The 22,357-nt window shown below is 42.8% G+C and carries 21 protein-coding genes and 2 tRNA genes; 12 read left to right on the top strand and 11 right to left on the bottom strand.

Annotation, left to right across the window (positions count from 1 at the left end; translation table 11 throughout):
- Positions 1-127: 127 nt before the first annotated feature.
- From nusA to tpiA, 6 genes are all read right to left on the bottom strand, one after another.
- The gene (gene nusA / locus PCRYO_RS00380) at positions 128-1,612 is read right to left on the bottom strand and encodes a transcription termination factor NusA (protein WP_011512448.1); all 1,485 of its coding nucleotides are present in this window, start codon (positions 1,610-1,612) and stop codon (positions 128-130) included.
- Between the two features lie 133 nt (positions 1,613-1,745).
- Entirely contained in the window at positions 1,746-2,246 is a 501-nt protein-coding gene (gene rimP / locus PCRYO_RS00375; protein WP_011512447.1) for a ribosome maturation factor RimP, read from the bottom strand.
- Positions 2,247-2,704: 458 nt separating this feature from the next.
- Positions 2,705-2,781 (bottom strand) — tRNA-Met (locus PCRYO_RS00370).
- Positions 2,782-2,905: 124 nt separating this feature from the next.
- Positions 2,906-2,990: transfer RNA gene (locus PCRYO_RS00365), tRNA-Leu, on the bottom strand.
- A 159-nt stretch (positions 2,991-3,149) separates the two neighbouring features.
- Positions 3,150-3,458 (bottom strand): preprotein translocase subunit SecG, encoded by a 309-nt coding sequence (gene secG / locus PCRYO_RS00360; protein ID WP_011512446.1) that lies wholly within the window; start codon positions 3,456-3,458, stop codon positions 3,150-3,152.
- Between the two features lie 228 nt (positions 3,459-3,686).
- Entirely contained in the window at positions 3,687-4,496 is an 810-nt protein-coding gene (gene tpiA / locus PCRYO_RS00355; protein ID WP_011512445.1) for a triose-phosphate isomerase, read from the bottom strand.
- Positions 4,497-4,893: 397 nt separating this feature from the next.
- On the opposite strand from tpiA, the gene pilB reads away from it, so the two are divergent.
- From pilB to coaE, 4 genes are all read left to right on the top strand, one after another.
- Positions 4,894-6,606 (top strand): type IV-A pilus assembly ATPase PilB, encoded by a 1,713-nt coding sequence (gene pilB / locus PCRYO_RS00350; protein ID WP_011512444.1) that lies wholly within the window; start codon positions 4,894-4,896, stop codon positions 6,604-6,606.
- 237 nt (positions 6,607-6,843) lie between these two features.
- On the top strand, positions 6,844-8,067 hold the full coding sequence (locus PCRYO_RS00345; protein ID WP_011512443.1) for a type II secretion system F family protein: 1,224 nt from the start codon (positions 6,844-6,846) through the stop codon (positions 8,065-8,067).
- A 25-nt stretch (positions 8,068-8,092) separates the two neighbouring features.
- Entirely contained in the window at positions 8,093-8,992 is a 900-nt protein-coding gene (locus tag PCRYO_RS00340; RefSeq protein ID WP_011512442.1) for a prepilin peptidase, read from the top strand.
- 83 nt (positions 8,993-9,075) lie between these two features.
- On the top strand, positions 9,076-9,768 hold the full coding sequence (gene coaE / locus PCRYO_RS00335) for a dephospho-CoA kinase (RefSeq protein ID WP_011512441.1): 693 nt from the start codon (positions 9,076-9,078) through the stop codon (positions 9,766-9,768).
- Here the strand turns inward: coaE and rlmB are convergent.
- Complete coding sequence (gene rlmB / locus PCRYO_RS00330; RefSeq protein ID WP_011512440.1) at positions 9,731-10,501, bottom strand: 23S rRNA (guanosine(2251)-2'-O)-methyltransferase RlmB; 771 nt, start codon at positions 10,499-10,501, stop codon at positions 9,731-9,733. The two genes, coaE and rlmB, sit on opposite strands and share 38 nt — an antisense overlap.
- Positions 10,502-10,705: 204 nt before the next feature.
- On the bottom strand, positions 10,706-11,041 hold the full coding sequence (locus PCRYO_RS00325) for a pyrimidine/purine nucleoside phosphorylase (protein WP_011512439.1): 336 nt from the start codon (positions 11,039-11,041) through the stop codon (positions 10,706-10,708).
- A gap of 549 nt (positions 11,042-11,590) precedes the next feature.
- Between PCRYO_RS00325 and recN the strand changes: the two genes are divergently transcribed.
- The 7 genes from recN to xerD all read left to right on the top strand — a co-directional run bounded on the left by recN (position 11,591) and on the right by xerD (position 17,936).
- Entirely contained in the window at positions 11,591-13,270 is a 1,680-nt protein-coding gene (recN, locus tag PCRYO_RS00320; protein ID WP_011512438.1) for a DNA repair protein RecN, read from the top strand.
- Between the two features lie 130 nt (positions 13,271-13,400).
- Positions 13,401-13,964: a YqgE/AlgH family protein gene (locus tag PCRYO_RS00315; RefSeq protein WP_011512437.1), complete on the top strand. Its 564-nt coding sequence runs from the start codon at positions 13,401-13,403 to the stop codon at positions 13,962-13,964.
- A 50-nt stretch (positions 13,965-14,014) separates the two neighbouring features.
- Positions 14,015-14,536 carry a Holliday junction resolvase RuvX gene (gene ruvX, locus PCRYO_RS00310; protein WP_011512436.1) on the top strand — a complete coding sequence of 174 codons (522 nt, stop codon included), beginning with the start codon at positions 14,015-14,017 and terminating at the stop codon, positions 14,534-14,536.
- 221 nt (positions 14,537-14,757) lie between these two features.
- A complete protein-coding gene (locus PCRYO_RS00305; RefSeq protein WP_011512435.1) occupies positions 14,758-15,285 on the top strand; it encodes a hypothetical protein in 528 nt (175 codons plus the stop codon).
- Positions 15,286-15,343: 58 nt separating this feature from the next.
- Positions 15,344-15,604 carry a sulfurtransferase TusA gene (tusA, locus tag PCRYO_RS00300; protein WP_011512434.1) on the top strand — a complete coding sequence of 87 codons (261 nt, stop codon included), beginning with the start codon at positions 15,344-15,346 and terminating at the stop codon, positions 15,602-15,604.
- Positions 15,605-15,674: 70 nt separating this feature from the next.
- Positions 15,675-16,889 carry a methyltransferase gene (locus PCRYO_RS00295; RefSeq protein WP_011512433.1) on the top strand — a complete coding sequence of 405 codons (1,215 nt, stop codon included), beginning with the start codon at positions 15,675-15,677 and terminating at the stop codon, positions 16,887-16,889.
- A 108-nt stretch (positions 16,890-16,997) separates the two neighbouring features.
- Positions 16,998-17,936: a site-specific tyrosine recombinase XerD gene (xerD, locus tag PCRYO_RS00290; protein ID WP_011512432.1), complete on the top strand. Its 939-nt coding sequence runs from the start codon at positions 16,998-17,000 to the stop codon at positions 17,934-17,936.
- 123 nt (positions 17,937-18,059) lie between these two features.
- Here xerD and PCRYO_RS00285 read toward each other — a convergent pair whose 3' ends face one another.
- Positions 18,060-18,503 carry a hypothetical protein gene (locus tag PCRYO_RS00285; RefSeq protein ID WP_011512431.1) on the bottom strand — a complete coding sequence of 148 codons (444 nt, stop codon included), beginning with the start codon at positions 18,501-18,503 and terminating at the stop codon, positions 18,060-18,062.
- Between the two features lie 381 nt (positions 18,504-18,884).
- Between PCRYO_RS00285 and PCRYO_RS00280 the strand changes: the two genes are divergently transcribed.
- On the top strand, positions 18,885-19,493 hold the full coding sequence (locus PCRYO_RS00280) for a class I SAM-dependent methyltransferase (protein ID WP_011512430.1): 609 nt from the start codon (positions 18,885-18,887) through the stop codon (positions 19,491-19,493).
- Positions 19,494-19,585: 92 nt separating this feature from the next.
- On the opposite strand, the gene lptG is transcribed toward PCRYO_RS00280, so the two are convergent.
- Together lptG and lptF are read right to left on the bottom strand one after the other, a co-directional pair.
- Positions 19,586-20,812, bottom strand: a complete 1,227-nt coding sequence (gene lptG / locus PCRYO_RS00275) for an LPS export ABC transporter permease LptG (protein WP_011512429.1) — start codon at positions 20,810-20,812, stop codon at positions 19,586-19,588.
- Complete coding sequence (gene lptF, locus PCRYO_RS00270) at positions 20,812-22,098, bottom strand: LPS export ABC transporter permease LptF (protein ID WP_011512428.1); 1,287 nt, start codon at positions 22,096-22,098, stop codon at positions 20,812-20,814. The genes lptG and lptF overlap by 1 nt, the downstream gene beginning before the upstream one ends.
- Positions 22,099-22,357 lie beyond the last annotated feature (259 nt).

Below are 22,357 nucleotides of genomic sequence, written 5' to 3'. Positions count from 1 at the left end.
ATTTGCTATATGTTCAATTCAGTTGTTGGCTACAAATGATTGGGGTAAGGCTGATATAAATTTTGCTCATACCAGCACTTTATTATCGATAGCATATCACCAAAAGACAGCGATATGCAGTTACCGCTTATTCATTGAACCAAGATTCCCGAGCTTTCATGATGAGTTTTCCTGCGGTTTCAGTATCTAAGTCTTCGATATCTTCTAAGTCGAAGACGGCTTGTTCTGCCAAGTCATCCACCGTAATGATGTCTTTTTGAGCCATTTTATAAGCCCAACTGACTGTCATTCCTTCAAGATCTTGTAGTTCCTGACTTGGCTCTTTCATGTTCTGTTGTTTGACCAATTCGTCTGCAATAACGACTTCTTTCGCACGCTCTTGGATCATATCAATCGCTTCATCATCTAATCCTTCAATATCGTAGAAGGTTTCGACAGGTACATAAGCCACTTCTTCAATACTGGTGAAACCAATATCGACAAGCGCTTGTGCTAGGTCTTTATCCACTTCTAGGCGTTCATAGAATAGTTCGATGAATGCTTTAGATTCGTTTGCTTGACGCTGCTGATACTCTTCTTCTAGCATCATATTTAGCTTATAGCCGGTCAGCTCAGAAGCTAAGCGTACGTTTTGACCTTGTGAGCCAATCGCACGTGCTAGCTGATCATTGGTACTAAAGATAATATCAGCCGTTTGCGTATCTTCATCTAGGATGATACTGCTTACGTCTGCAGGCTCTAAAGCGCTGATGATAAATTGGGCAGGATCATCTGACCAAACCACTACATCAATACGCTCGCCATCAAGCTCTTGCTGTACTGCTTGGATACGTGTACCACGCATACCAATACAAGCACCAACCGGATCGATACGATGATCGTTGGTCTTAACCGCTATTTTAGCACGAGTACCCGGTAAGCGCGCGACGTTACGGATTTCGATAATTTGTTCTGCAATCTCAGGCACTTCTTTTTGCATCAATGCCGAGAGCATTTCAGGATGAGTACGTGATAGAAGCAACTGAGCGCCGCGATTTTCACGGTTCACATGATATAAGATGGCATTGATACGCGATTTTGCGCGCAATTGCTCACGTGGTAGCATCTGATCACGTGATAGATAACCCTCAGCATTATCACCTAAGTCAATGATGTAACCATCACGGGTTTGTTTTTTGACTTCGCCATACATCATCTCGCCAACACGTGGCTCAAAAGCATCTGCTACTAAATTACGCTCAGCTTCACGAATCTTTTGGATGATAACTTGTTTGGCTTGAGTGGCAGCAATACGACCAAACTCGATCGACTCAATTTGCTCTTCTTTAATATCACCGATTGACCATTCTTCTTGATCAAGGTCAGTAATCGCAAGCTGACAAGCAGGCATTTCATGGTCTTCATCCGCAACCACTGTCCAATAACGATAAGTATCATAATCGCCTGTTGTACGGTCAATTGAAACCCGCACTTCTACTTCCGGCTGATCGGTATATACTTTTTTCTTAGTCGAGACGACCAAAGCATCTTCGATTGCTTCAAAGATGTCTTCAGGATTTAAGCCCTTCTCGTTACTGACAGTTTCTACTACCGTTAAGATTTCACGACTCATACTATGCCTGTCCTATCATTTTTTAATTGACTTAAATTTTATAATTTTTGACTTACTCTATATTTTCACCATCAGCCATCTAAACTATTAGACTAACTGCGTTTATACACTAAAAGGTCTAATAGCGAATAGATTAAGCATCTTCATAAATTAAATTGGCTTTATCAATATTGCTTAATGCAATCTCAAACTGCTCACCATCAGTGGCAGTCAGCTTTAAAGAGGTGGCATCGATACTGTTTAGAGTACCAGTTGCTTTACGGCGTTTTTTATCACCTTCACCAATCGCTTGTATCAAACGCAAGCTCACTGTCTGACCGACATAAGCATGCATTTGCTCATCTGAAAAGAACGCACGGTCAAAACCAGGTGAAGAGACTTCTAAAATAAACTCACCGGAAATCGGGTCATGAACTTCAAGAATACCGCTCACTTGGTGATTCACTGCTGCACAGTTTTCAATCGTTACTTGTTTATTTTGAGCTTGCTCTTCTGGCAATGCCTCAATATAAATGCGTAACAAAGAGCGATTGCCCTGTGGTGCAAACTCTATACCCCATAGTGCCACATCGCAAGCCGCGACGGCAGGGGCAATGATATTAGTCAATTCTGTAACTTTGGTCGAAAGCTTCATAATCTATTTATATTTTCCTATTCACTTATCTATCTTACTTAATAAATCCTGCTGAAGTTTTTCTTCATCATTATTTAATAAGAACCTATCGTTATTTAAACCACAGTGATTGTCTTATGCTTAAAGCATAAACACAAATGATATCTACCGGGTATTTATATCAGGGTAAGCTTGACAAATATCAAGCTCAGCCGCGCTATGCTTTTATTACTTATAAAGCAGTACTATCGATAAAAGAGTGAGGAATAAAAGATAGTGTGCTTAAGTATCATCGCGCCATGAATGACATGTGATAACAAGCTTCTATAAATGGTATCGCACTCTATAGACATAGAGCTTAGCATAAGTAGGATAGATATCGCGATTACACAGACCGCCAGATACAAAAAAACCCACAAGCATAATGGTGGGCTAATTGTTACTGACAAATTTAGTGTGCAAAACATCAGTATAAAAAGTGGTAGCGGGGGCTGGATTTGAACCAACGACCTTCGGGTTATGAGCCCGACGAGCTACCAGACTGCTCCACCCCGCATCAATCTAGAACGCGTATTATAGGGAGGTTTTATAGTAGTGTCAATCTTTATTTAAAAATAATTTAAATTAAAAATCTTAGCTATTTATGAACGACTCACTTAATACGATACAACTTTAAAACTTGGTGCGATTGGGGGGACTTGAACCCCCACAGCTTGCGCCACCACCCCCTCAAGATGGCGTGTCTACCAATTCCACCACAATCGCATTACTCTAACTGTTCTCTCTATATTCTCAATACCCATTATAGTTGACGCGTAAGGTAAGCATCAAAGGTCTAAGACTTGTAAAAACAGAAAAAGCATTGTAAATGTAACGCTTTCAAATAGCAAGGGCTGCCTACTTAAAAAACTAGAGTAACAGCAGCTACTGAGGATTTTGTGTCAAAGGCCGCGGCGTTTGTGGTGCTGAAACCGGTGCATCTAGACGAAACTGATCTTCTGCCTGCTTACGAGCATGGACCGCAAGGGTCATACTCGTGATAAAAAAGATGGCGGTCAACACGGCTGTCGCGCGTGTTAAGAAGTTGGCAGTGCCCGCTGCACCAAATACTGTACCTGATGAACCGGCACCAAAAGAAGCCCCTGCATCTGCCCCTTTACCATGCTGTATCAAAATCAAGCCAATCATGGCAATCGCCACGATAATATGCAGGGCTAATATAAACGTAAACATGGTGGCCTCTTTTGCCGCGTAATGACGACTGATAACGAAAAACAAATCGTATGGTGTAATAGTGATAAAGATTGGCGGTAAATGTTGCCATATCGATGATATAAATAGGGCGTATTGTACACGATTGCAAGGGCACTGTTAAACCCACTTTTGCCAACTGATAAAGACATTTTGTGAATAACAATTACAATAAAGACTCACGTTTTTATTATATCTATCAAGAATCTACTAGATACTGGCTTGGCTAAAAGCAGTGGCAATCGTCAGAAAGCTGTCAGCTTTCAATGAAGCACCGCCAACTAAAGCGCCATCAATCATAGGATCAGCAGCAAAGCTATTAGCATTATCAGCATTGACACTACCGCCATACAAAACCGTCATATTAGACAATGAGTCGGCAAATCCTGCCAATATTTGCTTGATATGCTTATGAGTGGCGCTGACTTCTGCTACCGTTGGCACTTTACCTGTACCTATTGCCCATACTGGCTCATAAGCAATAATGAGACGAGTCGGTAATGCCTTAATAAGTTCTGGCTGCTGTGTAATGAATTCTTTGATAACTGCTAACTGATTATCGATGACTTCAAGCGTTTGCTTGGTATCATATTGTGCTTGGCTTTCACCAATGCAAAATACCACGCCTAAATCTTGTGACAACGCATGAATCATTTTTTGCAATAGAGTATCGTTAGATTCTTGATGATACTGACGGCGCTCTGAGTGACCAAGAATTGTCCAAGTCGCTCCAGCATCGACTATCTGCTGCGCTGAACAGTCACCTGTATAAGCACCAACACTGGCACTGTGTCCACTAACGTCTTGAGCTGCGCACAGTATTGAGGTGTCTTTTAGGCGACCATTCACTGCTGCTAAATGTATGAAGCTTGGTGCTACCATTATTTGACAACGCGCGGAGTTATCGTGGCTCATTTGCTTGGTTGTACTAATAGCAGCGCATAAATCGTCCAGTAGTGCGTTTACGTCATGGCTCGTTGCTGGATTCTGCTTCCAATTTCCAATTACCCAAGCTTGCATTCTTCTCTACCTTGTCTTATATATGGCTGCCAATATGGCTAATATGCGCGCAAGTATAACAAATATTTCACAAGTGCTATAGTATAGTGCGCCCCAAATCAAAACTGACCTTTCAACCGTTGCTTTAGTAACTATTGCTAAATAATTATTTTTGATTGGCCAATCGAGCCCTGCTCTCTATAAAACCTTTGCGCTCACGTAAATCCCTATATGATTTTCTCAATATAGGATAAAGTGCAGACAATCGATTTTTTTATCTCAAACCCGTATTTAAAATAACTATTTTAATAATTAGCTCAACTATCAACGATAAAATGGCAATAAGTAAAACATGGTGAATAGCCTGCTATTTAGGTAAATATATCGCCTACCAGATATCGAGCAAGGAGAAGTCTTAATGTCTATCACAACCAGTAAATACGGTGGCTTAGCACAGCAGCTGATTAGCGAAGGTATCGTAAGCGAAGCGCATATGAAAGCGGCGCAGACTGATTCGCAGCAGCAGCAAGTAGGACTGGTCTCTTATCTGGTAGAGCATAAGCTTGCCAATGCCTATCAATTGGCTCAAATGCTATCGCAAGCATTCGGCGATCCTTTATTTGATCTTGATACGCTCAGCTCAGAGGTCATCCCAAAAGACTTGGTCGACGAAAAAATCGTCCGTAAGTTTAATGCCTTGCCAATGTTTAAGCGTGGGCAACGCTTATTTGTGGCACTGAGTGATCCGACCCGTATCGATGCGATTGATGCGATTGCCTTTAACTCTCGCTTGTCAATTGAAACCGTTGTAGTCGAAGAAGATAAGCTTAAAAGGCGTATTGAAAGCTTCTATGCTGATAGCATGCAAAATTTTGATAGCTTTTCTAATAGTGATTTGCATATTGGCTTTGATGAGAGTCAAGAAGAAGATGACGGCGAGACCAAAATCTCTGATAGCGTCGAGGAAGCACCGGTCGTCAAGTTTGTTAATAAAATGCTAGTAGATGCCATTCGTATGGGTGCGTCCGACTTACATTTTGAGCCCTATGAAAAAAGCTATCGAGTGCGCTTTCGAGTCGACGGTGTGATGCAAAAAATGGCCAACCCGCCCGTACAACTCGCGGGGAAAATTGCTGCGCGTTTAAAAGTAATGTCACAAATGGATATCTCAGAGCGCCGTGTCCCTCAAGATGGACGTATTAAGCTAAAGATATCTAAAAATAAGGCCATCGATTTTCGGGTAAGTTGCCTACCTACCTTGTTTGGCGAAAAACTGGTTTTGCGTATTCTAGATCCCTCATCAGCCATGCTTGGTATTGAAGCGTTGGGCTATGAGCCTGACCAACAAGATATGTTTTTGGAGGCGTTACATAAACCGCAAGGCATGCTCCTAATTACTGGTCCCACTGGTTCTGGTAAAACCGTCTCACTCTATACTGGTATTAACATCCTGAATACTGGTTCGACCAATATCTCGACTGCCGAAGATCCTGTCGAAATTAACCTTGAAGGTATTAATCAGGTCAACGTCAACCCAAAAGTGGGGCTGACTTTCTCCACCGCCCTTAAGTCTTTCTTACGCCAAGATCCTGATATTGTGATGGTTGGTGAGATTCGTGATCTTGAAACTGCTGAGATTGCGATTAAAGCAGCACAGACAGGGCACATGGTACTTTCAACCTTACATACCAATTCAGCGCCTGAAACGTTAACGCGATTACGCAATATGGGTGTCGCTTCTTTTAATATTGCCACTTCCGTGAACTTGGTCATTGCTCAGCGATTGGCACGGCGCTTATGTAAAAACTGTAAAAAACCCATTAGTATCCCACGTCAAAGTCTGCTTGAGCTTGGTTTTACAGATGCAGATTTGGACAATACAGACAATATCATCTACGAGCCAGTCGGTTGTAATGAGTGCCGTGAAGGATACAAAGGACGTGTTGGTATTTATGAGGTGATGAAAGTCACTCCAGATATTTCACGTATTATCATGGAAGATGGTAACGCGATAGATATCAAAGATGCGGCGCTAAAAAACGGTTTTAGAGACTTACGTCGCTCTGGTGTTTTAAAGGTTTTACAAGGCGTCACCAGTATTCAAGAAATGATGCGCGTGACTTCTGAGTAGCATATTTGGTTGAAAAGATTGGTAAAGATATTGCTTTGAGTAAATTTTATTATTTCCGTACAGCTTGTTGTTCAATAACTATTAAACAATAATAAGTAGTAGGAAAAATAAAACAGATAAACACTGGTATTTTGCGCTAAAATAAAGTATATCCGCTTAAAACAATGGGTTAACTACGTTTTATAGCAGGCATTCTCTATATTGGACTATATCAGACCATTTTTTGAAGGAAGGGACATGGCAAAAGCTAAGACCGACATGCTGTTAGACTTTGTCTATGATGGGGTAAATCGGCGCGGGCAAAAGGTAAAAGGTGAGACGACCAGTCGTAGCTTAGAGCTTGCCAAAGCCACGTTGCGCAAACAAGGTATTACGGTTAAAGGTATCAAGAAAAAGCCAAAACCCTTATACACCTTTAAGAAGTCCATCAAGCCTATCGATATTGCTATTTTTGCACGTCAATTGGCAACTATGATGAAAGCTGGGGTGCCATTGACTCAATCCTTTGAGATTGTCGCGGACTCTCTAGATAATCCGAGTATGAAAGACTTGGTATTACAAATTAAAGCCGATATTGAAGCTGGTGGTACTTTTGCATCGGCATTACGTCGCCATCCCCGCTATTTTGACGATCTTTTTTGCTCGCTTGTTGATTCTGGCGAGCAGTCAGGTGCGTTAGAAACCATGCTAGAGCGAGTTGCGACTTATAAAGAGAAAAGCGAGCTGTTAAAAGCTAAAATTAAAAAAGCTATGAAATATCCTATCGCGGTCGTTGTAGTTGCTATTATTGTCACCATTATTCTGCTTGTTAAAGTCGTTCCAGTGTTTGCTGATTTATTTAGCTCTTTTGGTGCAGAATTACCTGCTTTTACCCAAATGGTCGTAGGTATGTCTGAGTGGATGCAAGCATGGTGGTTCATCTTAATTGTATTTATTGGTGGCGCAATTATCGGCTTTTCAGAAGCTAAGAAGCGTTCAAAGAAATTTCGTGATGTCTTAGACCGTGCGGTATTAAAAGCCCCAATATTTGGCAATATCGCTTACCAAGCGGTGATTGCGCGTTTTGCTCGTACGCTGTCTACAACTTTTGCTGCCGGCGTACCGCTTATTGATGCGCTCGATTCAACTGCTGGCGCGGCCAATAATGTAGTATTTTATAACGCTATTCAGCAAATCAAAAATGACGTCTCTACGGGACAACAATTACAGTTTTCCATACGTTCAACCAATTTATTTCCAAGCCTTGCTATTCAAATGGTAGGTATCGGTGAAGAGTCTGGTAGCTTAGAAGAGATGCTCGATAAAGTAGCAGTTTATTATGAAAACGAAGTTGATAACGCTGTTGATGGTTTGACCAGCTTGATGGAGCCGCTTATTATGGCGGTACTTGGCGTATTAGTTGGTGGTTTGGTCATTGCCATGTACTTACCAATCTTCCAGATGGGCTCAGTAGTAGGTTGAAAGCTAATTAAAGGACAGCTAATTCATGCAATTTATACAGTTACTACAAGAAAATATGACCATTGCTTTGGTCGTATTTGGTCTACTAGGGCTGTGCGTCGGTAGCTTCTTAAACGTGGTAATTCATCGCACTCCATTGATAATGGTATCGGCTTGGCGAAAAGAGTGTAGCCAGTTTATGTATGAGCAAGCAGATATGCCGCGTGAGCATACGATGCCACTAGTTAATATTGTTGCCACTGATACACCTATTACCTTAAGTAAACCAGCATCGCGCTGCCCGCACTGTGCCCACAAAATTAAGTGGTATGAAAACATACCTTTAATTAGCTGGATAGTACTACGCGGACGTTGCTCAGAGTGCAAAGCGGCTATCGGGCTTCGATATCCTATCGTTGAGCTGGTCACTGCTCTGCTATCTGCACTAGTCATTTATCATTTTGGCGTTAATATGGTAGGGCTGTCGGCATTAGTTTTAGTCTGGACACTCATCGCCTTAACTGGTATCGATTTTGATACTCAGTTATTGCCTGACCGCTTAACTTTTCCATTAGCAGGGCTAGGATTGGCGGTCAATTCACAAGGTTGGTTTGTGCCCCCTACTCAGTCGATATGGGGCTTGTTATTGGGATTTTTATCGTTATGGATAGTGGTCAAGATATTTTATTTAATCACCAAAAAGCATGGCATGGGACAAGGCGACTTTAAATTATTGGCAGTACTGGGTGCGTGGCTTGGACCTATGATGTTACCCTTGATTATTTTATTATCATCATTGCTCGGCTCTATCGTTGGGCTTATCTTGATGAAAAAACAAGGCGAGAGCAAGCCTTTTGCCTTTGGTCCTTATATTGCCATTGCTGGTATTGTGGCATTGTTATACGGCTCAGATATCGTTAATTGGTATTTAGGTATGTATACTTAAGCAGTAGCCATTTCCCAATAGTTATGTTTAACCTTTCATTGATTACAGTCATTATCCTTCTATCAGTCAGATAAGTCATCATTATGTCAAAATACGCAGCAGCACCTTCACCTTATTCTCATCAGCCGCAAACGCCTGAGCATAAAAGTAAAACATTGGTAGTGGGTTTAACGGGTGGTATCGGCAGTGGCAAATCAGCCGCCAGTGACTGGTTCGCACAGCAGGGAATCGATATTATTGATGCAGATGTTATTGCACATGAAGTGGTGGTCAAAGGCAGCTCAACGTTGCGCAAGATCCAGAGGAAATTTGGTGATTGGGTGCTAAACGCCAATGGTGATATGGACCGCGCCGCTGTACGGACCCATGTGTTTACTTATCCTGATGCTCTAATTGAACTTGAAGCGATTACCCATCCAGCGATACGCGAAGCTGCAAAAAAGCAATTGGCAGAGAGTACCTCGCCGTATGTGGTGTTGTCAGCGCCGTTATTGATTGAAGCGGCAGAAGCTGGGCTTGCCAATTTATGTCAACGTATTTTGGTGATGGATGCCACAGAAAATACCCAACTTGCACGAGCCAGTCAACGTGATGCGCTAAGTGTGCAAAAAATTGAAGCCATTATGGTCAATCAGCTTAGCCGTGAAGAGCGCAATCGTCATGCGGATGATGTGGTATTAAATGAGAGTGATCTTGCGGCCCTATATGTACAATTAGAGCCGCTCCATCAAGACTATCTTAAGCTTGCCCAGCAGCTAAAGTTCGCTGCCGATTAATCTCATACAAAGCCATACCTGTCGCCACACTGACATTCAAGCTTTGCAAGTTGCCATGCTCGTTGCCTGACATCGGAATATAAACCAGCTCATCGCAGCTTTCTGTTGTCAGGCGACGCATCCCCTCACCTTCTGAACCCATGATAATAGCCGTCTTACCAGTCAGATCTGCAGCATGGATTGGTTTGGCATTGGCATTAAGAGCGGTACCAAACACAAAAACGCCGGCATTTTTAATTTTTGTCAGCGTGCGTGCCAGATTGGTTACGCTAACAATAGGCATCATTTCAGCCGCGCCGACTGATACTTTGGCAACCGTTGGCGTCAAGCTAGCTGCATGATGTTTCGGACAAATGACTGCATCGACACCCATGGCTACTGCTGTACGCAAACAAGCGCCAAAATTATGGGCGTCCGTAATTTGGTCTAGTACCAGTAACAAACAATCATCTCGACCAGCAAGCGTATCTAGCAAACCTTCATCAGCAAAGCCTAAAGGACGGGCGTTTAGCACTACGCCTTGATGTTGCGGGCTACCACACAGCTGAGTAAGTTTGTCTTTTTGCGTTGGTTGAATACTGATGCCATTATCACGTGCTTGCGCCATAATAGACTGTACATGACTGTCAGTCTCACGCCCTTGCTGTACAAACAAGCTCAGTCCATCAAGAGGACGGTATTCGAGCAAGGCATCAATGGCATGAATGCCATAAAAATAGGTAGGTTTTGCCATAATAGGCCTATTGATTATAAAGTGGGTATTGCACAGTGTTATAAAAAATATGCAATAAAAATAGAGATGTGTAATTGTAGCAATTAATGACCAGCTTCATCTAAATAATGTCAGCAAAAAAAAGAAATAAACCTGATAAGATTTATTTCTTTGGAATCATTGGCTTTTGGCTTCATCAATTATCTAACGACACTTTAAGGCGTATTAGCCTTCTAAGTGACAGATATACTGAACGATCTGTTCTGTGCGTAAATTGAAACCACTATTACCTTCAACCACGAATGACTGTCCTGCGCGGTAGTAGCTGAACTCCTCTTCCCCATTTATTTTGACTTCGCACTCACCGCTAGTGATTTCAATACGTTCAGATGTATTGGTACTAAAGTGATAATGCTCGACCAAATTATCACAAGGCAAGATAACACCTAATGTTTTATGACGACCGTCCTCGAACATAATGGTATGGCTTGAGCAACGACCATCATAGGATATCGTGGCTTGAGCATTGACTGTTACATTAGTAAATTGCGCCGCTGTCATAGTGGCTTCCTTATCAAATAATTATTGCCAACTAAAAAACCAAATTGAATGTGTAGATAAGCAAATGCTTAGATAAGCGTTGTTATATCTACCTTTTACCATCGACTCTAAATCATTTTTACTTTGCTGTGCGCTGATTATAGAATTGATTTATCTTATAGGTTTAAAAATAACCATTTATTACTGATACTTACTGACAAACAGGTTTGTATCATGTCCTACAAGCTAACTGCTCTGTCGTAGAATGCACGAAAATCTGGTGGTAAGAGTTTATCATTATGTGAGATTATGCTACCACATTATATCTATAAAGTTTGTTACAGCGGCAGGAAAGTTCCGCTTATTATGATGGCTTTAAGTGATGTTATTGATTACCTTTAATATTTGTATTTAAGATTATTTGCCACCATACTATTTGCCAATTGCATTTATCTATGTTGCAGTATGAACTGAACCGATTCATTCCTTTATTTAACCTATTGTAGAGATAACCTCCTTGTACGACATTACATCGTATTTGAGGTTTGTTGTCTGTCATGAGAGGCGTTGATGCTAGTATCATTAACTTTAAATCAGTTTGCGTTAATTGCTCAGCATGAGCTGAGTGTGGCTGAAGGCTTCAATGTCATCACTGGTGAAACAGGCGCTGGCAAATCGCTATTACTCGATGCGCTGTCTTTATGTATCGGCGAGCGCGCAGACAGTGCGATGGTCCGGCATGGCGCGGCGCACGCGGATATCTACGCGCAATTTGATGTAGAAAACAATAGTATCATTGCTGAATGGTTTGCCAAAAATGAGCGGGCGTTAGAAGAGCCAGATGTATTGATTCGTCGACAACTCAGTAATACAGGGCGCTCAAAAGCATGGTTAAATGGTACACCTGTCAGTTTGGCTGAGCTTAAGAGTTTGGGTGCATTGCTGGTCAATATTCATAGTCAACATGCTCAGCAGGCGCTACTCAAGCCACAATTTGTAGTGCAATGGCTAGATGAAATGGCACAGATAACTTCTCTTGCTACGCAGACCTCAAGTAGCTATCAAGCTTATCAGCAACTTAAACGCCGCGCTGACGATCTCGCTAGCCGTGAAGCTCAGCGCCAAGATCGTATTCAACTGTTGCAAAGCCAGTTAGCAGATATCGCACCGTTATTGGTCGTTGATTATGCTGAAGTAGAAGCAGAACACGAAGAATTATCCAATATTGAAGCACTAATGATTGAGGCCAGTCATGGCTTGCATTTACTCGATAATGATACCGATGAGCCCGATATAATGACCTTGCTCGGGCAAGCAATTAAACTATGCGATAATCAAATGAACGTGAGCCAAACCTTTGAGCAAGCCTCAGAACAGCTACATTTAGCGCAGCAGCAAATCACTGAAGTGACTGGCTTATTGTCAGATTATGCTGAGCAGCAATTGCCTGACCCTGAGCGTTTGCAGTCATTAGACAGTTTAATCAGCTTAGGTCATCGCCTATCACGTAAGCATAACTTGCCAGCTAGCGACTTGATTAATGAAGCAAAAGGCTGGGAAGCGCAATTAGAACAATTAGAAAACGAGCCAAGCAGTGATGCAATGGCGGCACAAATTGAGCAAGCATGGCAAGAGTATATAGCACTAGCAACTGAGCTAAATAAAAAACGGGCTAAAGCTGCACCGATTGTCAGCAAACAGCTGATTAAGCAACTACAGCCGCTTGCCCTACCTAATGCACGTTGTGAATTCGTTTTTACCAAAAAGACCGATGTCAGCCAATATAGTGGACAAGGCTGTTATGATATCGACTTATTATTCAGCGCCAACGTCGGTATGCCGATGCAGCCGCTACACAAAATCGCTTCAGGCGGTGAGCTATCACGTATGGCACTAGTGATGCAGGTCTTGCAAGCGACCAATGCAGATAATAATGCGGCAAAACCTATGCTAGTCTTTGACGAAGTTGATGTTGGTATCAGTGGCGGTACGGCGCAAGTGGTGGGCGAGCTGTTGCGCGCCCTTGGGCAAACGCAGCAATTACTAGCCATTACCCACCAAGCCCAAGTCGCCGCGCAAGCGCATCAGCATATCTTGGTACAAAAACACCATGACGAGCAAACTGAAAGTGAGCTTGTCATCTTAACCGAGAGTGCGCAAGTAGATGAGCTGGCACGTATGTCTGGTGGTGTTATTATCACCGATGTCACTCGTGACCATGCGCGCAGTCTATTGAGCGATGTTAAATGATCATTGATTGACCACCATAAACACCTTTTTATTGCTAAATCCTTGCTTTAGTTGATTTTTTATTCATTATCGCCATATAGTGGTGTCAGCTCTGTTATTTTACCTTTATTAGTAGGTTGCGTTTGTCTCTATGTCCAAAGCCAATTTGACCCATCATTTTTTAATCGCGGCGCCTGAACTGTCAGACCCACGGTTTGAGCAGGCGCTGATTTATATCTGTCGTCATGATAAACACGGTGCCCTCGGTCTGATGGTCAATCGTCCATTAGAGCAGGCACGCGTGGGAAAACTGCTAGAAGATCTGGATATTGAGGTTACAGACGCACAGGTGATGGAAGATCTGGCATTAGAAGGTGGACCTATGTACCCTGAGGTTGGCTTTGTGCTGCATACGGGTCAACCAGAATGGGCATCGTCTTTTGCGATTTCAGAAAACGTCTGCATCACTACCAGCCAAGATATCCTCAAACGTATTGCAGCCGGTCAAGGCGTTGGTCATTATCAGCTCTGTTTAGGTCATGCCAGCTGGGGTAAAAAACAGCTCGATCGTGAGCTTGCTAACGGCGACTGGCTGGTATGCCCTGCTGATTTAAACTTATTGTTTGATACGCCATTTGAGGAACGTTGGCAAATGGCCGCCGATAAGATTGGGGTTAATTTTGATTATTTAAGCAGCGACATCGGTCATGCTTAATCTCATATGTTGAACGAATACAGCAATAAAACTAGGAAACATCCCTTATTATGGTAGATAGCACTCTTATAAAAGATAGTACTGATACTAGCGTTGCTGAGCCAGTGATCAAGCCACACCTTATCTTAGCCTTAGATTATGGGGTTAAAAAAATGGGCATGGCACTCGGTAATAGCTTGACAGAAACGGCGCGTGCCTTTGATATTTTAGCGATGAATAATGGGCAACCTGATTGGGATAATCTACTCGGTATTATCAAGGTTTGGGGCGTGGCAAAGGTAGTAGTCGGACTGCCGTTAAATATGGACGGTAGCAGCTCTATGCTGTCAAAACGCGCACATAAATTTGCCCGTCGTCTGGCACATAGAATCATGGAGCAGCATTTACCTGTCATCGTATCTCTATGTGATGAGCGCTTAACATCGGTCGCCGCGCGTGAGATAGCATGGGAAAACGGCTGGATTAAACATGAGCGCGCTCCGATTGATGATATCTCTGCCTGTATTTTAATGTCAACCTACTTTGCTGATCCTCATAGCAGTATCGCCATCGACGCCATCAAAGCAGATTAATTGAGCATTAGCTTTCTTTTTAATGTCCCATCAATACCTGATATAGTCGGTTCTATATAAAAGAAATACAAATGTTATCAATCACTACTGGGGTTAATTTTCCTTGCTTGCTGTGCCTACGCAGACAGAGGCTACGAATAATTAACCCCAGTAGTTCTGTACCTTTTTAAAAGTGAATCAACTGTACCTCCTCAATCCAAACGAATAAATGACTGATTATTATGACTTCTGTCTCAGACCACTCTTTGCACAATAGCTCGCGACATGGTTTTGCTCCGCTTGCTATTGCGCGTATCAAAGGCGCCCAACGTGTCAACCAAATAGCCGTCTATCTCATTTATGCCGCTATTATTGCTTTTATGGTTTTTGGCACCATTGCTAGTATCAAAGCCTTTCATGACAATCAGCTCCTGTATCAACTATTCTACAACTTACCTTATGCTTTGGTGGCGCTGACCATTCCATTGACGCTATATAATGCCTTTATTATCTATCGCTATCGTCTCAATCAAACCTCGATGGTTATTATGACCATTGGTGTCTCAAGTATTATCCTGATCGGCGGGCTGTTATTTGCCGATACGGCTTGGTTAGGATTGGCATCGTGGCTCGGTGTGGCTTTTTTATTTAAGGTGAGCTTTAAGCGCTTCTTTAATTTCTTAGCTCTAGCCGACTTACCTGAGAATAATAATAGCACTGAAAACAATAAAGATATTATCGCTATTGATGCAGAAAATAGGCCTTTATAAAATCGTTAGTAAACAAGTATTCAGCTACCAAACTTATCTATTAGGTTTATAAAAAAATATGACGACTTCAATATTAGACACGACTATTCACCATCATCTAGATACCCAAGGACTGATTTGTCCTGAGCCAGTCATGATGCTACATAAGACAATTCGTAAAGCGGCTGGCGGCGATGTGATTGAGATATTAGCCACTGATCCTGCCACTACGCGTGATATTCCTAATTTCTGCCGGCACTTGGGACATACCCTTGTCCATCAAGAAACGCTAAACGATGCGCCAACCTATCGTTATTTAGTCAAGAAAAAGAGCGCTTAGCGCAATATATAATGCAGAAATATCTTTGCGTTATAAAAAATACATCATTCACATTTGAAAGGTAGGTCGCGTGTTAGCAACAGAAATACAGTACGTGCAATGGCACGAAAATGAAACCTTACGTCAGGCCCGCTGGTTGTCTCAAAGCAATCATGTGCCGCCTGCACGTATTGTTGTGGTCGACGACAAAACAACAGCCGATGAGGCTTATCGCTTGGCTTGTGCTGGAACGTCAATGCTGTGGCGCGGTGATTTTAATAATGCAAGGCAACTACTGCAAGCCATAACTCGACGCATTGACCGTGCGAATGAGCGTTCTGAGCAGCGTAAAATTAATAAAGAAGCTAATAAACCTGCTAAGTCCGCTAAATCTACAGATGAGACTTTGGCACCCTCTAAAGACATCCCTAATCTTTTTCATCAGCAACGCCAAGTCCAATCTCAGCGTTCGCGCCTATTAAGCCGTTTATTATTAGAGCTTGATGCAGGTTATGTCAGCCAGTTACGCCGCGCCCCTGATGTCAGTGCTGCTTGTACCGCTGCTTTTGGTGAGTTGAATGAGTCATGTCTAATTTCATTTCGTGACCTGCAAGGTGCCTTAGGTGCGGCAGGGTGGCGTGTAAAAGGCGTGGCAATCGAAAATTTGGGTCTATCAATTTTCCCGCATTATGGCGTCTTTGCACCGACTCGTCATGAGTATGTACAGCTGTTGCTCGATGCACCGTTGCCAGCAAGTTATGATGTTGCTTTTGATATCGGTACCGGAACCGGTTTGCTTGCTATTATTCTGGCGCAGCGCGGTGTGAAGCAAGTGATTGCGACGGACTTAAATCTGCGTGCATTAGCCTGCGCTAGTGACAACCTTACACGTTTAGATTTACCTGCAGTGCAATTGCAGCAAGCAGACTTGTATCCGAATGATGCGCCATTGGCTAATTTGCTGGTCTGTAATCCACCTTGGTTGCCTGCCAAGCCAACCTCGCCCTTAGAATTCGCCGTCTATGATGCCAATAGCACGATGTTGCGTGGGTTTTTGCAAGGCGCAAAGCAACATTTAGCTAAGCAAGGAGAGGTCTGGTTGATTCTGTCAGATTTGGCAGAACATTTGCAGTTGCGCAGTCGCGATGAATTATTGGGCTGGTTTGCTAATGCTGGTTTAGAAGTAAAATACCGTCTCAATACCCAACCTAAACACGGTCGAAGCCAAGACGATACTGATCCACTATTTGCAGCGCGTAATGCGGAAGTCACCTCGCTATGGTGTTTGGTAGCTGTTAATACTTAAAGGGTAAAAATGACTTTGCCAAATTTTATTAACTGATAGTCAACTTAAATATAAAAAATATCATTTATATCCACTTGTAATTTCTTATACCACTGCCGAGTATGTTTTATGAGCCGCGACCGTGCCGTACAGCAGCGCCAACCAAAAGCGCTGGCCGTAGATGATGAACCGGCTTATATAACCGAATTTCGTCAAGCAATGCTGGCTCGTGGTTTGGCCACGCGTACCCGTAACGCCTATGTGCGTGATTTGCGCTCCTGCGAATTGACCAATCATACGGCATTAACGCGTTGGCAGCCCGAAGATGTGCTGCACTGCCTGTCTATTCTTACTCAAGATGGCAAAACGCCGCGTACGCAAGCGCGCATGCTTTCAAGTTTGCGTCAGTTTTATCTGTGGATGATTGCCAGCAACCTACGTGAAGACAATCCTTGTGAGCGTATTAAAAGCCCAAAACTTGGTCGTCCACTGCCAAAAGATTTGGCAGAAGCTGACGTCGACAATCTCCTTGCCGCGCCCGATAGCAGTACTGCGCTAGGGCTACGTGATAAAGCCATGTTAGAGGTACTTTACGCTTGCGGTTTGCGCGTTAGTGAGTTGGTTAACTTGTCTCTTGAACAAGTGAATCTAAACTCAGGCTGGCTACAAATCACGGGGAAAGGCAATAAAACCCGCTTAGTGCCTTTAGGGGAATATGCAGCAGATGCGCTTGAAGATTATTTGACGCATGGACGTGGTGATTTGATAGCCCATTTAAAAGCAGGAAATTGCCAAGCAGTTTTTTTGACCGCCCAAGGCGGCTATATGACCCGGCAAAACTTTTGGTATCTACTAAAGAAATACGCCAAAGTTGCCAGTATTGATAAAGACCTATCACCGCATACCTTACGCCATGCTTTTGCTACCCATTTACTCAATCACGGTGCCGATTTACGGAGTGTGCAGTTATTGCTTGGACATAGTGATTTATCGACGACGCAGATATATACCCATGTGGCGACGGCTAGATTGCAAAAACTTCATGCTGAACACCATCCACGGGGTTAGATTACTGATGTACAAGATATTATTACCAATATAAAAAATTATAAATCGAAGTAAAAAAACGGCAATATTATAATGATACTGCCGTTTTTTCATACTTAATAGAAACGTAATTTTGCTTATATGCTATAGCGATAATGAAGACAAGCCTGCATATTCTGTGCCTTTTGATAGCACATAACGCTTACTGGTTTCCCCATCCGTTAAGAAGCCACCAAACGTCTGCGATACAGCGCTAAACAGAATAATGCTGACAGCAGACAATGCTTCTTCAGCCAACTCTGTGGTATTTAATAGCTCTTTGGCTTTGGCCACACTAATCACAGCACAGCTTTCATTTTCACTAAGACGAGGCTTGGTCTCTTCATTATAGTTTTTATAACAAAAAGCGATAGACACATATTCATCACAACCAGATAGCTCAGCCAAATAAGCTTTGTCGATAGTTTTTACTGCTTCCACACATTTGACACCCGGCTGTTTTTTGAGAGGCTTAATACGCTTACTATGCACGATATGAATAAATGTTTCTTGCGCTGGATTTATTTTCGTTTTGATTTTAGATTTCATATTTAAGCATCCTTTCTAGTTGAGTAAAGCTTGGTGAATTTAATCTTAGTAAGCTGATACAGCTTCTAACATGACCGTAATTCTTCATATCAAGAAGACACTATAATAAATAGTTGACCAATTAGTTAGCTTTATTAGTATTCCATAGCTTCAATAAGGATGCTATAGCATTTACGATATAAATGCGTAAACGGGTAACTTCAACCTGACATAAATCTGACAATGGTTCCTGTCAAATACTCCTCCTTTAGTGCCCATCACAATTTCCACTAATACGTAGCTGCAAATCTTACCTTTTATCGTTACAATACTCATCATAATGTGCACCCTGTTCATTTGAGCAATGTACCACCTTTTACTTATCCATAATCCGAGAATTCCATGAGCCATAGACCATCTAGCGATCTATTAGAAAAAGCCAAATACTGGCGCGAAGATATTAATTTTCGCGAAGACGTACTCGGCAAGCCGTTTGATTTTGCGACCACGTGGGGTATTTTTTCACCACAAAAGCTCGATGACGGTAGCTTGATGTTACTTGATTATGTGGATTTTCAGGCGGATGATGACTCGATAGATTTGGGCTGTGGCTACGGCGTTCTGGGTATGGCAGCAGCGCGCGAGTGTCCTAATGGTCAGCATACTTTGATTGATAAAGACTTTATGGCAGTAGAATATGCGCGCCTTAATTGTGAAAAGAATGGTCTAAAAAATGTCGATGTACATTTATCAAATGGCTTTAATCACGTGGCAAAAGACAAAGACTTTAGCCTTGTGATGTCAAACTTGCCAGCTAAAGTAGGCAAAGAGCAGCATTACCTTTATTTCCTAGATGCTCATGCGCGTATGCGTAAAGGTGGACGCTTTTACGTGGTGACGATTAATGGCTTACGTCAATTTATGAAACGCTCATTTACCGAAGTCTTTGGAAATAGCGAAAAGGTAAAACAGGGCAAGACTTATACGATTACCATGGCAACCAAAGATTAAACGCTAGAATCAGACAAATAAAAAGCACGCTAAATCATAAGGATCTAGCGTGCTTCTTTATGGCTAAATTTAGATTTACATCATTTTGAGAGTTACATCTGCCGTTTCAGTAAATATCCACCCAACAATGCACTGGCAATAATTGGCAGTATCACCATCATTAGTGGCGAAAAGCCTGTTGCTAGTGACACAAAACCGACCAAATCCTGTACATAGCTAAATAGCAGCCCAAACAATAATGCCACGACAATTCGCAAGCCGAGACTGTGCGTACGCAGGGAGCCAAAGACAAACGAGCAGGCGACAATCACTAGTGACAGAATTGATAAAGGTGATAATAGCTTTTGCCAAAACGCCAGCTCGTGACTTAAAGAGCGAGTGCCTTGCTGACGCATAAATTGACGATGCTCATAAAGTTGCGTAAGAGATAAATCCTCAGCTTGACGCGTGAGCAAATACACAGACTCAGGAGCAAACGGTAAACTCAATGTGTCTGTGGGCGATATGGCTTGGCTACTTTCAAAGCCTTGATTAATCATCAGCTTGGTCATATTGTTCAGCTGCCACTCATAACGATATTGCTCGCTCGGTTTGCTGCTAGCAGTAACAAGCGCCTCGCGCCCGATATATTTACCACCTTCAGCATGAATGGCGGTTTGCAAGTTGCCGTTATTATCTAAATGCCAACGCTTTACCTGACCGATATTCCCTTTGACATCAGCATAATCGATATACAAGATATCACTACCATCCGGCTTGGCACTGCCGTCTTTTGTATTCTCAAAGCGTGGCTGCACTGTCCAGTAACCACGTACTGAAGTCACTAGCGAGCTGTTATCCTCACTATTAATCTCATTTGCCAATTGATTGGAATACGGCAACACAAACTGGTTAATGAATAATGCTAATACTACAAAAATCATAGCTGGCTGCAATACCCAACTGACGATTCGATAAACGCTAATACCCGCAGCTCGCATGACGACCAACTCACTGTTATTAGCCAGCAAGCCCAAACCAACGACCGCACCCAATAATGCCCCTGTTGGGATAAATTGCTCTAAAAAATAAGGCGAGCGATAAAAGATATATCTGATCGCCTCTCCCATCGTATAGCTACCATCTAGCGAATCAAGCTCAGATAAATAAGAGAATACCAGCTGTAATGCCCACAATCCTATGACCGCAGCGATAATCGCCAGCAAGGCATTTAGTTTCACATAGCGGCTAAGCACTTTGAGGTTAGTCGGTTTTGGGCTAAGTAGCGATTTAGCATTTGGCGAATTCGGCTTCGATGATTTAGAGAATAGAGCACTCATTAGGATTGTCCTCCTTGTGAGCTACTATTTTGATTGTCGGTAACCGTCAAAAGCTCATTCTCTGGCTTGCGAAAGCGCAATCGGTGCTGCACGCGGCTACCCCAATTCATATACAGTGCCAATGCCATAAACCCTAAGATGAGCCATGCATAGGCCCACACGCTTACACTGCCTTTACCGACAGCATTTTTGAGCGAGATGATACCGAGCGCGCAGCTGACAAACAGTAAAATAGAGGGAAATAGGCGTAACCAACGACCTTGACGTGGACGAACTTGCGCTAGTGGTACGGCGAGCATCGGCGCAATAATCATCAGCCATGGTAACGATAAACGATAACCAAGCTCGCCTTGGGCCGCACGCATGGCATTATTACTGCCCACTTGCGCATTGCCTGTTGCCGCTTGCCATAACGGTCCAATCGCTTGCGTCTCGATATTGTCTTCAGTGATGACTTCTTTAGACGACTCCGTCAAGGTAATACGATAGCGATCAAAACCTACTTGATTGTATTTCAAGCTACCAGCCCCGACTTCATAACGGCGACCTTGGAACAAATCCAATTGGGTTACGCCACTATTGCCCGTATCTACTTGTTCAGCACGTTTGGCAAGCGTAATCGTGTCTTTGCTAATATTATTATTGGCAAGCGCTGTGGGCAATTCTGGAATATTAAGCTGTTCGGTAGTTTCGACATCGATGTTATTTTCAAGATCCATGGCACTATTTTTAGCAGTATTATTTTTAGCCCCACTGCCCTTTTTTTCAGGCTCAGACTGAATCAATATCACATCTTGTAATTGTTTTTTATCATCACTCAAACTGCCCACATACAGATGATAATTGCCACTGCTGATAAACTGATTGGGGCGAATTAAGTCAAAGGCACTGGTCAACGCTTGCTGTTGCCAGACATTCTCAGATGAACGCACGCCCCATGGCTTACCAACGATGGATAATGCTGCCTCACCAACGAACAATGCCAAAATCAATGGCGTCATCAAGCGCCCAAGCCGACCGCGCGACACGCCACTGGCATTAATCACTGCCATTTCTTGGTCAACATATAGGCGCCCAAATACCAGCATTAGGGCAATAAAGAACGCCAATGGCAGGATAAGCTCTAAGAAATACGGTAGGTTATAACCAATGATGGTAAACAGCAAACCGATGTCTAAATTACCTTCAGCTGCGATACCAAAATAGCGTATCAAACGTCCGCCAAGCATCATCACCACTAAAAACCCCAAGACTAATGCGGTCGTTGAGGCAACTTGTTGGGTCATATAGCGGCGTAATATCACAGTAGGCACTCTTAGCGGTTGTAGAAGTTGGCGTTCATGCGGTTCATCGCGACTGTATTGATAAGGACAGTTAAGCTTGACCAGAGACGATAGACATAACCGCTAATGCTAGCATATTTCTAGAAAAAATAGCGTGGAAATGTGTTTGGAAACATTACCTAGCCGTTACCAATAACGCATTTAGTACTCACTCATCAACAGGGCTAAATGGGGACGTAACTGCGCTATTTAAAACCTAATC

This window comes from Psychrobacter cryohalolentis K5, assembly GCF_000013905.1.
GTDB lineage: Bacteria > Pseudomonadota > Gammaproteobacteria > Pseudomonadales > Moraxellaceae > Psychrobacter > Psychrobacter cryohalolentis.
The sequence above is the reverse complement of the archived record's forward strand: the minus strand, read 5'-3'. Positions and strand labels throughout refer to the sequence as shown.

Bases quoted from the DNA above. Each gene is read 5' to 3' on its own strand.
- PCRYO_RS00280 (WP_011512430.1), top strand. From the start codon at position 18,885: ATGAGCCATAGACCATCTAGCGATCTATTAGAAAAAGCCAAATACTGG.
- nusA (WP_011512448.1), bottom strand. From the start codon at position 1,612: ATGAGTCGTGAAATCTTAACGGTAGTAGAAACTGTCAGTAACGAGAAG.
- ruvX (WP_011512436.1), top strand. From the start codon at position 14,015: ATGGTAGATAGCACTCTTATAAAAGATAGTACTGATACTAGCGTTGCT.
- lptG (WP_011512429.1), bottom strand. From the start codon at position 20,812: ATGAGTGCTCTATTCTCTAAATCATCGAAGCCGAATTCGCCAAATGCT.
- PCRYO_RS00305 (WP_011512435.1), top strand. From the start codon at position 14,758: ATGACTTCTGTCTCAGACCACTCTTTGCACAATAGCTCGCGACATGGT.
- PCRYO_RS00340 (WP_011512442.1), top strand. From the start codon at position 8,093: ATGCAATTTATACAGTTACTACAAGAAAATATGACCATTGCTTTGGTC.
- pilB (WP_011512444.1), top strand. From the start codon at position 4,894: ATGTCTATCACAACCAGTAAATACGGTGGCTTAGCACAGCAGCTGATT.
- PCRYO_RS00315 (WP_011512437.1), top strand. From the start codon at position 13,401: ATGTCCAAAGCCAATTTGACCCATCATTTTTTAATCGCGGCGCCTGAA.
- PCRYO_RS00285 (WP_011512431.1), bottom strand. From the start codon at position 18,503: ATGAAATCTAAAATCAAAACGAAAATAAATCCAGCGCAAGAAACATTT.
- xerD (WP_011512432.1), top strand. From the start codon at position 16,998: ATGAGCCGCGACCGTGCCGTACAGCAGCGCCAACCAAAAGCGCTGGCC.
- recN (WP_011512438.1), top strand. From the start codon at position 11,591: ATGCTAGTATCATTAACTTTAAATCAGTTTGCGTTAATTGCTCAGCAT.
- rimP (WP_011512447.1), bottom strand. From the start codon at position 2,246: ATGAAGCTTTCGACCAAAGTTACAGAATTGACTAATATCATTGCCCCT.
- lptF (WP_011512428.1), bottom strand. From the start codon at position 22,098: ATGACCCAACAAGTTGCCTCAACGACCGCATTAGTCTTGGGGTTTTTA.
- tpiA (WP_011512445.1), bottom strand. From the start codon at position 4,496: ATGCAAGCTTGGGTAATTGGAAATTGGAAGCAGAATCCAGCAACGAGC.
- tusA (WP_011512434.1), top strand. From the start codon at position 15,344: ATGACGACTTCAATATTAGACACGACTATTCACCATCATCTAGATACC.
- PCRYO_RS00325 (WP_011512439.1), bottom strand. From the start codon at position 11,041: ATGACAGCGGCGCAATTTACTAATGTAACAGTCAATGCTCAAGCCACG.
- PCRYO_RS00345 (WP_011512443.1), top strand. From the start codon at position 6,844: ATGGCAAAAGCTAAGACCGACATGCTGTTAGACTTTGTCTATGATGGG.
- secG (WP_011512446.1), bottom strand. From the start codon at position 3,458: ATGTTTACGTTTATATTAGCCCTGCATATTATCGTGGCGATTGCCATG.
- coaE (WP_011512441.1), top strand. From the start codon at position 9,076: ATGTCAAAATACGCAGCAGCACCTTCACCTTATTCTCATCAGCCGCAA.
- rlmB (WP_011512440.1), bottom strand. From the start codon at position 10,501: ATGGCAAAACCTACCTATTTTTATGGCATTCATGCCATTGATGCCTTG.